12 protein-coding genes and 1 pseudogene are annotated in these 11,651 nt (G+C 46.0%); 2 read left to right on the forward strand and 11 right to left on the reverse strand.

Features of this window, described 5'->3' with window-relative positions; translation table 11 throughout:
- Position 1: 1 nt before the first annotated feature.
- The 5 genes and pseudogenes from AC4G47_RS21775 to AC4G47_RS21795 all read right to left on the reverse strand — a co-directional run bounded on the left by AC4G47_RS21775 (position 2) and on the right by AC4G47_RS21795 (position 6,380).
- On the reverse strand, positions 2-2,875 hold the full coding sequence (locus AC4G47_RS21775) for a 2-oxoglutarate dehydrogenase E1 component (RefSeq protein ID WP_491102602.1): 2,874 nt from the start codon (positions 2,873-2,875) through the stop codon (positions 2-4).
- A gap of 860 nt (positions 2,876-3,735) precedes the next feature.
- Positions 3,736-4,221, reverse strand: coding sequence for a GNAT family N-acetyltransferase (locus AC4G47_RS21780; RefSeq protein ID WP_145319893.1), 486 nt, complete (start codon positions 4,219-4,221; stop codon positions 3,736-3,738).
- A gap of 230 nt (positions 4,222-4,451) precedes the next feature.
- Positions 4,452-4,822, reverse strand: a pseudogene (locus AC4G47_RS21785) (YybH family protein).
- Positions 4,823-4,850: 28 nt separating this feature from the next.
- Complete coding sequence (locus tag AC4G47_RS21790) at positions 4,851-5,360, reverse strand: 8-oxo-dGTP diphosphatase (protein ID WP_491102603.1); 510 nt, start codon at positions 5,358-5,360, stop codon at positions 4,851-4,853.
- 231 nt (positions 5,361-5,591) lie between these two features.
- Positions 5,592-6,380 carry a DUF3891 family protein gene (locus AC4G47_RS21795; RefSeq protein ID WP_491102605.1) on the reverse strand — a complete coding sequence of 263 codons (789 nt, stop codon included), beginning with the start codon at positions 6,378-6,380 and terminating at the stop codon, positions 5,592-5,594.
- Positions 6,381-6,574: 194 nt separating this feature from the next.
- Here AC4G47_RS21795 and coaA point away from each other — a divergent pair, with 194 nt between their 5' ends.
- Positions 6,575-7,504, forward strand: coding sequence for a type I pantothenate kinase (gene coaA / locus AC4G47_RS21800; protein WP_491102606.1), 930 nt, complete (start codon positions 6,575-6,577; stop codon positions 7,502-7,504).
- Positions 7,505-7,571: 67 nt separating this feature from the next.
- Positions 7,572-7,934, forward strand: a complete 363-nt coding sequence (locus tag AC4G47_RS21805; protein WP_145319901.1) for a DUF423 domain-containing protein — start codon at positions 7,572-7,574, stop codon at positions 7,932-7,934.
- A 68-nt stretch (positions 7,935-8,002) separates the two neighbouring features.
- Here AC4G47_RS21805 and AC4G47_RS21810 read toward each other — a convergent pair whose 3' ends face one another.
- The 6 genes from AC4G47_RS21810 to AC4G47_RS21835 form a co-directional block, all read right to left on the reverse strand.
- Positions 8,003-8,554 (reverse strand): histidine phosphatase family protein, encoded by a 552-nt coding sequence (locus tag AC4G47_RS21810; RefSeq protein WP_491102608.1) that lies wholly within the window; start codon positions 8,552-8,554, stop codon positions 8,003-8,005.
- A gap of 24 nt (positions 8,555-8,578) precedes the next feature.
- Positions 8,579-9,361 (reverse strand): glutamate racemase, encoded by a 783-nt coding sequence (gene murI, locus AC4G47_RS21815; RefSeq protein WP_491102609.1) that lies wholly within the window; start codon positions 9,359-9,361, stop codon positions 8,579-8,581.
- A 235-nt stretch (positions 9,362-9,596) separates the two neighbouring features.
- Positions 9,597-9,983, reverse strand: coding sequence for a hypothetical protein (locus AC4G47_RS21820; protein WP_491102610.1), 387 nt, complete (start codon positions 9,981-9,983; stop codon positions 9,597-9,599).
- 26 nt (positions 9,984-10,009) lie between these two features.
- On the reverse strand, positions 10,010-10,480 hold the full coding sequence (locus AC4G47_RS21825; protein ID WP_491102612.1) for a GNAT family N-acetyltransferase: 471 nt from the start codon (positions 10,478-10,480) through the stop codon (positions 10,010-10,012).
- Positions 10,477-11,196, reverse strand: a complete 720-nt coding sequence (locus tag AC4G47_RS21830; RefSeq protein ID WP_491102613.1) for a GNAT family N-acetyltransferase — start codon at positions 11,194-11,196, stop codon at positions 10,477-10,479. Before AC4G47_RS21830 ends, AC4G47_RS21825 begins: the two co-directional genes overlap by 4 nt.
- Before the next feature lie 2 nt (positions 11,197-11,198).
- Complete coding sequence (locus AC4G47_RS21835; RefSeq protein WP_491102615.1) at positions 11,199-11,570, reverse strand: hypothetical protein; 372 nt, start codon at positions 11,568-11,570, stop codon at positions 11,199-11,201.
- Positions 11,571-11,651: the final 81 nt, after the last annotated feature.

The following is an 11,651-nucleotide window of genomic DNA, read 5'->3' on the forward strand; positions in this document are numbered from 1 at the left end:
GTTACCTCCCCAGTGGAATATTATTCTTCGTCGTTTGCTTCAACGCAGATGTAAGAATCTGTTGCTGTTCCATACTATGCACAAGCTGATAACCGCTGGAAGGACTTGCATGTTCCGGGCGACCTTCGTATCTAACGGTTGTGCCTTCCGGGGCGACTTCACGAAGACGAGGCTCCATGTATGTCCAGGCACCCATGTTTTTGTTCTCTTCCTGTACCCATACCAACTCTTTTACATTACTGAAACGTGCGAGTACACGTTTGATCTCTTCTGCCGGGAACGGATACAACTGTTCCACACGGATAATGTGAAGCCATGACCGATCTGCTTTATCTTTTTCAATAGCATCTTCCAAGTCGATGGCAATCTTGCCACTGCACAGAATAATGCGCTCTACACGATCCGGCTGTGTCCCCAGTCCAGCTTGCTCCAGCACAAGCTCAAACTTGCCTTCACTGAATTCGACTGCTGGTGATGCAACACGCGGATTACGAATGAGACTTTTCGGTGACATCATCACAAGTGGACGAGCATCTTCCGTTTCAGTCAACGAGGCTTGACGACGCAACAAGTGGAAGTACTGGGAAGCACTCGACAAGTTGGCAACCGTCATATTGTCTTCTGCGCACAATTGCAGGAAGCGTTCCAGACGAGCACTTGTATGCTCAGGTCCCTGACCCTCATTCGCATGTGGCAACAACATCACCAGACTGGACTTCTGAGACCACTTGGCGCGGCCCGCTGATACAAACTGGTCAAATATAACCTGTGCACAGTTGGCAAAGTCTCCGAATTGAGCTTCCCAAATGACCAATGTATCTGGTGAATATACGTTATAGCCGTATTCGAATCCAACGACGGATTCTTCAGACAACGGACTGTTATAGATCGCAAAGGATGCTTTTGCCTGTGGCAAGTGATGCAACGGACAGAACTTCGCTCCGTTCTCCGAGTCATGCAGTACCAGATTCCGATGAGCGAATGTAGCGCGCTCGGCATCCTGTCCACTAATCCGAATCGGTTTGCCATCTGCCAGAATGGTTGCGAATGCAAGTGTCTCTGCAAGGCTCCAATCCACTTTTTCGCCTTCATTCAGGGAAGTGCTCCGGCGCTGCAAAATCCGCTGCAACTTCGGATACACATTGAAATTCTCAGGCCATTTCAGCAGATCAGCATTAATGCTGCGCAGATTCTCAAGCGGAACCGCAGTAGGCGTAATCGTAACCGCTTCCGGCTCGCTGATTTTCCGCTGGTAATATTCATGTACTTCATTTTTCTTCATCTGGTCATAAGCTTCTTTTAGCTTGTTCATTACTCCATCACGAATGCTCGTAATGGAAGCATCATCGATAACCGATTCCTGCTTCAACTGATCCTGATACAAGTGACTTACCGTTGGATGGTTCTTCACCTTGTCATAGACGGTAGGCTGCGTCGTTTCGGGATCATCGGTTTCATTATGGCCGTAACGGCGGTAACCGATCAAGTCGATCAGGAAATCCTTTTTGAAACGATTGCGATACTCTGCTGCCATGCGAATGGCTGCAATACAAGCTTCCGGATTGTCCGCGTTCACGTGTACAATCGGAATTTCGTACCCTTTAGCAAGGTCACTTGCGTAGTACGTTGAACGGGAATCACTGCTATCTGTAGTGAAGCCCAGACGATTGTTGACGATAATATGAATGGTTCCGCCATTCTGATAACCTGGCAAAGCCTTGAAGTTAAGCGTCTCTGCAACGATCCCTTCTCCAGGGAATGCTGCATCACCATGCATCAAAATGGTGGCCGCTTTCGTTACGTCCTGTTTCGGATATCCAGGGTCACGACGGTCATCTTGAGCCGCACGCGCAAACCCTTGTACAACCGGATTAACATACTCCAGATGGCTTGGGTTATTGGCGAGAGTAAGGCGGGCCTGTACGGTTTCACCGTCTTTTACAAAACGGTTGGCACCCATGTGATATTTGACATCCCCCGTCCAACCGTAGTTGATTCCGGTCGAACCTTCCGATGGAACCATGTCTTTGTTCGGAGCATGATGAAATTCAGAGAAAATTTTGCTGTACGGTTTACCCAAGACATGAGCCAGTACATTCAACCGCCCACGGTGGGCCATCCCCATCAGAATGTGGCTTGATCCCGCTTCTGCCATGATGCGAACTGCTTCATCCAGCATCGGTACAAGCACATCGTTACCTTCGATGGAGAAACGTTTCTGACCAACAAATGTTTTGTGAAGGTAATCTTCGAATTGCTCAACTTCAACTAATCGTTCCAGCAATTTCTTGCGTTCCTTCGGCGTAAGCGGGGCCGGTGATGTCCGAGATTCCGCACGACGATTCAGCCACTCACGCTCTTGAACTTCGTGCACATGACTGAATTCATAGGCCATGGGTCCAGTGTAAATCTGACGCAAGCGCTGGATTGCATCCCATCCGGTTGCTGTCTGCCCATCTGCACCTTCCCAGATCAGGGAAGCAGGTAGAGCTTTCAGATCTTCTTCGTTTAATTCAAAATGCTGAGGTTCCAGCAAAGATGTATCTGTATCTTCACTGATTCCAAGCGGATCTATGTCTGCAGCAAGATGACCATAGGTACGGATATTCCATACCAGTTTCCCCGCTGTAACCGCTTTCTGTAATAGTTGAATGTCTACGTTTCCGGAAGCAGATTGGGCGTTGCCGGAATTCGAAGTTGTGCGTGCATCCTTGCCAGACATCGGCGGTGCACCCCATTGTTCAAATAGTTCCCGATAGGCCGGTGTAACCGAACCAGGGTCTTGAGTGAATAATTCATATTGTTCCTGTACGTATCCCATATTGGGGCCATAGTAACTTTCCCAGGGCTTCTTGTTGCCTTCCACGATCGTCATCGACGTTCCCTCCGTCTTGATTTAGTCATAAGTTTTTGACGGAAATCATTGACTAAGCCGTAATTTGCGTTCGTTCAACATTTTAAGCGAAATTTTTCATGAAGTCCAATAATCGTGCTGTTGGTGGTAGTAACGTTAGTCCGACGCTCCCGTCAAGGTTTGTCTGCGTTTTCAAAATCATAGTAAAACAATGATTGTATATACCGTCGCACAGATGTCGAATACTGTCCTGATCCGTTCGAAGGTTACACCTTCTCCTCTTTTTCAAGTGAAGTCCGTGTTCTAATATCTATTCTATAAACTTTTACGCTCAGGAGCATTTCCTATTTTCAGTCCAATTGATGCATAAATTAGATGAATCGAATAAATCGAGCAATTTGAGCAGAACAATGAACACTTCATTACATCAAAATAGGCATAGGCTCCCCATTTTACCTCCTTTATTGAATTGTGGTCCATTGTGTGCAAAAACAAACCATCAAGATAAATATTAACCAATTGGCATCACATTCAACAAATAATTGGATTTTTCTGATTTTTCTTCAGGAGAACATTAGAAAAAAGCTGCCCAGACAAGAAATATCCGAGCAGCTTCTTTGGAAACAACAAGTTGAGTTAACAATATAATTGATGATGCGCATCAAGCTCTACTTTGACTAATCATATACTCTGCTGCTCACCAAATTCCAGCCTTCCGTCTGGTAAATCCCATTGCCCCTGATATGCTCCGCGAGCCTTATGAATCAACAGGAATTTGTGCTCCCAAGCGACCAAGCCATAAACCCAATATGTGTATACCGTTTCAATTAGATCTCTTCCCCTCGTCCGTAAGATGTTACCTTACTTCTAGCGAGTCCTTCCTATTTCTTTTCATCCTCTGTAACAGCATCCAGATCTATGGCCATACGGATCATATCCACACAAGGGATACCATCCTCTATAATCTCTTCCTCATAATGCCTTACAAAGAAGTCTCGGTCGACCCCAATAATACGGAAACCGCAACGTTGGTATAACTTCAATTGATGAAAGCTTGAATTGCCTGTACCAATCTCGAGAATCCTGCAGCCCAGTCTCCGTGCAGCTTCCATCGCTTCTTTAATCATATGTTTGCCTACACCTTGTCCCTGCAATTCTTCCTGTACGGCAATATTAACAATCTCCGCAGTCTCTGGACGAGTCTTCAACAATACGAACTCCCCAACCATCTCTCCTTCATACTCGGCAATAAAACAAACACCCCGGCTCAGGTATTCATCAACAATCGCTTTTGAAGGATCAGCCATCAATAAGAGTTCATACGGTCTCTCTTCTTCCCAGTCCAGAATTCGGAACGACAATTTCATGCCAATCTCCACCTTTTCATCGTACAATATTCATTTACGTCCTGTTTGCAGAAGCCTATGTATGGCAAATCTACAAATATATCATTCACGTCCGATACTAGTTCACTCAATCTATTAACCAAATATTACTCGCAGACCAGTCATCTCCCATTAAAATAGTAAACTTCATTATATCATAATATCTGGATATAAATATATAGATTTGGATGATATATTATGAGGCATTATTTTTACTCCTCACCCAAGCTTAAATGCTCATGGATTAATTTCCATTCCCCATCAACCCCAGCAACAAACACATTCGTAGCCCGACCTTTTCCATAAGCCGGTTCTCCCTGATAGATTCCTTTCCAGTGGTAGGTATAAATACAAACTGCCGATCTTTGCTAGTCGTAATCCACTTAACATCTTCAGCACGATATACTTCTTCCTTGACTGTCTCCCAGGCGTTCTCAAAATAAGCCCGAATTTCGTTTGGGGTAGTACAAGAGGTTCCCGTAAACCAATATACTGCATTTGGCGATAACCATTTGCTTACTTCATCAAACTGATGTGTATTCGTCGCCGCAATGTATCCTTCCAGGGCATGCTGGTATCCCATGATTTTTCCTCCTCCTGACCGTATTGGCTTATCTAACTTTACTCTGTTCAAGAACCGAATCGCTATACACCATAAATGTCTCTTGCAGGGTACGTCCGGATGACTTCTCCCAGATCACGCTCCGCTCAAAAGTGCCTTTTTGAAAAAAACGGGGAACACGCTCAGCAAACCAATCCTGCATAGGTAGCTCAGACACCTGCTTCATTGGCAACCATAACAGTTCGCCTTCTGGCGGATCTTGCAATAACTCGCCCTCGAATGAGGTCGCTAGATAGTTGAATACCATATACCTCAATCCTTGTTCGGGATCACAGAACTCATCAAGTCCTTTATATGTAATCTCATTCACCGCCAGCCCTGTCTCCTCCAGAACCTCCCGCACAGCACCATCCACGATACTCTCAGGAAAATCTACCTTCCCCCCAGGAGCGATGTAACCCGGAAAACCTTTGCGATCCGGCCGATTCATCAATAACACCTGATCATTCTTTTTGTCCCAGACCATACACATCGTTAATATCTCTATTCTGGTATTCATATGTGTCCTCCCCGCTAAGTGCTTTTCTAAGTTGTACACTAACATTTCTGGGAATAACATGTGTTTTCCTTCTTTATTCCCACTCTGATTCAACGGTATTTTCACCGTTCTCTCAGTATCGTCCACGATAATATATGTGCATACGAAAGGCGGACACCCTGTAACATCAGAAGCCCGCCTGTTTTGTGATATTCTATGCTGTTTATACCTCAAGCTTGGAAGTTGACGTTCTTAGCTCAATTCCGTAATCAACACCCGACGTTCTTTCCATTCAGCCCGGCGATAAGCCTGTTGCATACCGAATTTACGGATACTTGCCTTTGGTACCGATTTGTAAGGTAAAACGACCGTAAAGTCCTCATCAAACGGAAAATACGACAGGCCTACTTTTTCATTGGATAACCACTCCGCCTGAATCGGTTGTCTGGAACAGGCATCAAACGTACAACTAAGCCCCTCTGCAAAAAAATCATATCGCGCAGCAGGTGTTCCTGGTTCCTCCATACAGAGAAACAGACTGAGCTGATCACAGAAAAGCATAATTTCCACATCGCTTTGCAGCCTTCGTTTCAGCGCTTCAGCATCGTCACCCAGCTGATTCTCCAAACTCAACTGACGTTCGCGTTCTTCCTGCAGATACTCTCGGATGTCATCATCATCCTGAGCATTGGCCCCCAGATTTTTCTGAAACAGCTCCGTATACATCAAGCTGCACAATAATCCGGCATAGAGGTTTTTCTGCCGAACCTCTTCAATGCCTTTATGGTAGAATACAAAACGCGGACGCAGCGGAAAATCACGAAACGAATATGGCGATTGACTGTAATCATTCCAGAACGGTGACGAATCCAGTTCGATCCAGCCCCGATCATGTTCTTTGGCCGCCAAGACTAGCTCATCCCGATGCGCGGGATCGGCAAGCAATTCATTTTTCCAGTGGGAAGCCATCTCGCCGGCCACTAATCCATGCTCATGCTGTGCGGTCAAAACAAAATCATGCTCTCTCTCATATACGATCATTTGCTGTCACCCTTCCGCATGGTATACGTTGACTTTAACATAAATTGGGTTAAACTTTCCTATAAGTTGCTTTTTGCTCCAATTTAACGAAAGGCATCATGGAATGGACAATGTAAATGTGTTGTCAGTTTCCTGAAATTTGGTACACTAAGGGTTGTGTCCACGATAATATTACATACAGAAAGCGGGATCTCATGAATTCATACTCTCCTTACATCGAGTTTAACCGCAAGGAATGGGCTGAACTTAAAGAACATCAGACCACTCTTCCACTGACGGAAGCCGAATTAGAAAAGTTAAAGGGATTGAATGAAGAGGTATCGATTCAAGAAGTCGAAGATATATATCTGCCTCTTACCCACTTTATTGACTTATATGCAAGAGTTTCTCGAGATCTGAATCGACTGACGGCCTCCTTTATGAAAAAAGAAGCATCCCCCACTCCTTACATCATTGGAATCGGGGGAAGTGTTGCCGTGGGCAAAAGTACTGCTGCCCGCTTGCTTCAGGCGTTGCTCGCCAGAGGCAAAAACAGACCCAAGGTTGACCTGGTCACAACCGACGGTTTCTTATACCCCAATGCCGTGCTGCAAGAGAAGGGCATCATGAACCGCAAGGGGTTCCCGGAAAGCTATGATATCAAATCCCTGATTCAATTCATGGGCGATGTGAAATCAGGCAAACCTGAAGTGAAAGCACCGGTCTATTCTCACCTCGCCTACGATGTTATTCAAGGGGAAGAGAAGCAGATCTGTCAGCCGGACATTCTTATTATTGAAGGTATCAATGTGCTTCAGATCAAAAAGGAAACGCCCTTGCTGGTCAGTGATTTCTTTGATTTCTCCATCTACATTGATGCGGAAGAAGAACATATAAGACACTGGTACGTTGAGCGTTTTAAGTTGCTCCGTAATACAGCGTTTCAAAACACGGACTCCTTCTTCCATCAACGATTCGCCAATATTGATGAAGAGGAAACCGTTCAGACAGCCAACCAGATCTGGCAGGATATCAATGCCAAAAACCTGCATGAAAACATTTTACCCACCAAAGGACGGGCCAGATTGATTCTGAAAAAAGAAGCAGATCACTCCATTGGGCAGATACAATTACGCAAATTGTAAACAGCATTCGGGAAGGATGACACAGTGGTGTTGTACCTAATTACCCTTAAAAGGAGAGAAAAACACATTGCAAACCCTAATTATCCTCGGCAGTATTATGATGTTCTTGGCTGTCGCTTTGGGTGCATTCGGAGCACACGCGCTCAAGCGCAAATTATCCGCTGACATGATCAAAATCTACGAAACCGGTGTTCAGTATCATATCGCTCACGGACTTGGGATCATCCTGATCGGACTGCTGGCAGACCGTCTCGAATCCTCTTCACTCGTCATGCTTGCCGGATGGCTTTTGTTCGCGGGAATTATCCTGTTCTCTGGCAGCCTGTACGCATTAAGTGTAACGGGTGTTCGCAAATTGGGAGCCATTACCCCACTCGGCGGAGTTGCATTTCTGGCTGGATGGGTAATGATCATGATTGCCGCATTGTAAACATGCCCATAGATAAACGAAAAGAGTGTTCTGGCTGATATCCTATCGCTGGAGCACTCTTTTGTTGTTCAATCTGTCCAAATTCTGCGAATGGTGGGCAGCTCTCCATCTGACCTTTGTCGCTCCAGCACATACACATCCGGGTTAGAGAGTTTGGTCCACTCTTCATAGCCAAAGGATGGTTCATATTGGCGTATAAGCAGAGATAACAAGTTCCCATGCGTAACCACAGCTCCGTGCTGTTCCGGTCTGCTCCACAGGTCTTCCAGTAATACCATCCCTCTTGCAGCTGCAGCCCTTGAAGATTCCCCGCCTTCTTCTACCCAATCCACATCGTCATATGTACGTTTCAGCACATCCATCCAGTTAGACAGATCCAGGGAGCTGAGTATTCTCTCCTGGAGACGTTCATCCGTATGTATATGTTGCAGCGTTGCTATGCCCAGTGGCATAGCCGTCTGTACGGCCCTTTTCCATGGACTGGATACAATGTACGTTATGGTATGATGAGCCAACATATTGGCAAGTTTCTCAGCCTGCCTGAGCCCTTCATCGGTAAGCTCTGCATGGGATTCCTGCCCAGTCGCTTTGGCGTGACGGATAAGATAAATGGACTGCATGGCTGTCACCTCCTATGGTGTAACCTACATGGAACTCTTCTCAAGATATTGGAGTGCACTGTACATCTTCTCCTGCTCTTCAGGTCGGCCTGATGAACTGAGGAAAGTGACTTGTTCCCCTGTTCTGCCTACATGCTGACCCACCAATTGAAGCCGCTGCTTCAGGTGGTTGACCGTACCTGTACTGCCATCAATAATCTGTATATGATCTGGCAAAACCGTTCGCAGAATGGACGTATAGAACGGATAATGCGTGCAGCCAAGCACCACTGTGCCATACCCATGAAGATCGAGATCTGCCAGCTTCAACCGGAAATAATCAGCAATTTTGCTCGGATCAAAATCCAGCTGTTCACACCACTCCACAAGTTCCGGCAGCGCAATGGAATCCACACTATGGTGATCATCAACACGCGATACCAGTTCGTTATACTTGGATTGGCTCAAGGTGAGGGCCGTAGCAAATACAAGCACTCTCTTCCCGCTATCGCGATTCATCTCCACGGCTGGTTTCACCGCAGGCTCCATGCCAATGATGGGAATATCATACTTGGCGCGCAGATCCTTAACAGCCAGACTGGTCGCTGTATTACAAGCAATCACAATGGCTTGAACATCTTCCTGAACGATTGCTTCCACGCAATCAAAAATATGGCCCCTGACCTCATCCGCAGACTTGGTTCCATAAGGAACATGCCTGGTATCCGCATAATACAGGAATTGTTCTTCCGGGAATTGTTGCAAGGCCTTATGCAAAACGGTTAAACCACCGATGCCTGAATCAAAAAATGCAATTTTCTTAGTCAAGGATTTCACCTCTATAATGTATTCTTTCGGGTTCCAAGAACCTCTCAATGCTGCTCATGCTGACTGGAGGTGAGGTTTGTACTTCCGGCTCATCACACACTACCGTGCCTGACGACTTGCGGGAATCATTCCGGTTACGGATCGGTTCTTCTGATCGCTGGGCTATCGCTTCTTCAGAATCGATTCCGCCCCCTCCATTACTTCCGCTAAGTCAGATACTATAGATGATGAGCCATTACTCTACGTTCATCTTATACTGCCTGAGCCAGTCCTTGCCACTATGCCACGCCTCTACAGGATTATGTACTCCAAGCAATTCAGTACTTGCCTGAGCCATAATCCATTCCTTAAGACCGTTATCCGGACTGGATTCGAGCTGCTGTAGCAGGAAGTGCATTCCTGCCTCACCTGTGTTCAGGATGTCCTCGTAAGCCTCCCGGTTACCAGCAATATAATCATTGGGATTGCTGCTGGTCAGGAGGATAGGGTCGCGAACCATCTGCTGCAGGTTGCTTTCAATTGATGCTGATAATACTTGTTCTTCTGTCCGAGTCGAACACGCTGTCACCATCAATGCAGTGCATAGTGATACCAAGCCGAGAATCTGTCTCCTACGATTCACCGTCCCACTCCTTTCAACAAAGAGAGTTATAGAGCAAGTTCCCATTTCTCCTCGGTAAGCTCTTGACCTGACAAAACCTGCTTGCGGACTTCCTTCACTTCAAAGCCCACAGATTGATATAATCTGCGTGCACCATCCAAGGACGCGTTGGTCCACAGAATCATGGAAGTATAGTTCTTTTCTTTTGCAAAAAGAACGGCCTGTTCAATAAGCTGTCTCCCCCATCCTGCACCTCGTGCTGAAGGTTCAATCAGAAACCAGCGCAGTTGAGCTGTATTTTCATTTACCTGAGTAAGACCTATGGAGCCGAAAGCTGACTGATTCAGCTCAACAATCCACAACATCTCCTTCGAGTAATTGCCCGTAAGTCCAAACGAATTCACCGCATTCGTGATAAATTCAGCAAAACTATCATCATAATTATACTCTTTTCGATAAATACGGATATGCGCTTCAATGACATATTGCAGGTCCTTTTCTACAAACGTGCGGATCACTGTACATTACACCCACTTTTCGAATCAAAGGTTGTGATACTGAAATCCACACCAAACTGTATTAACCCCAGTTTACGGGCAACATGCTGTGAAGCAAGATTATCCCACGAAGTACTGTAGATCGGCACGCGTCCACTCTCCCTGACATAATACTGCCAGCATTTTACCGTCTCCGCTGCATACTCATGGCCCCTAAAACCCGGTGCAGTATACAAGCTCGCCTCTGCACCATGACTGGAGACCCTTGCAGAGCAGCACACTGCCACAGCAGAATCGTCAATAACATAAGCGGCAACAGGCCATTTTTCGTGCACGTGATCCGTTAATTCCGGGAAATGCTCTGCCAGCATATAACGCTGTTCATGACCAATTAGTTGTACGTTCAGATTCCACTCGTCAGATGTCTCAGGAAAAGCATAGGCTGGTCCCATCCACACATGGTTAACTAGCTCAAAGGTTTCCACCTTCCGAATCAGTTTCGGAATATCCAATGGAAGCTCACTATCCCTACCTAACTCATCCGTTAGATCCGGCGGTAACTGCTCATGGTAATAGATTAGTGAACCGGCCGAAGTCATGCCGATAAAAAGGGCTGGAGCCTTCCCACCACCCGGCTCGTTAATACTTAGAAGACGTTGTTGCTCGTTGATCGTATATAAAGTGCTCGCCTGTATCTTCAACATCTCCATAGGCGACAGGTTCGATTTTGGAACCATATCTATGAAGTCAACCTTTGCAATAATCGTTCGCCTACACTGCCTTTACCCGTTTCCTGCTGCTCCAGAAATTCGGGCAATTCACGTAAATCAGTCGGACGATATCCAGCCCCGCACCCGCAATTATGATAGGTAAAGCCATGACGATACAGCATCATCACTTTGGTCCATTGTTTGGTATCATTTTGCTTCGGAGCCTGGAAATCCTGTCCCATGCTAATCATAGATGCGGCACATTGCGGGCACTTATATTCAAGCTTTGCCACCACTTCAGGGCTCAGGTCATGTCTGGAAACTTGTTTAAATGGTTTGCGACAGTTGAAACAGGCATAGATGTCCTTATATGGTCCTGACATGGCATATCTGCACATCATCTGCACCTCCTCATTAATTTCCATTATACGGGATTTCCAGTGCGGATACGACTTGATTTTGCACATTTGCGAAAATTATGC

This window comes from Paenibacillus sp. Negev47, from assembly GCF_058313655.1.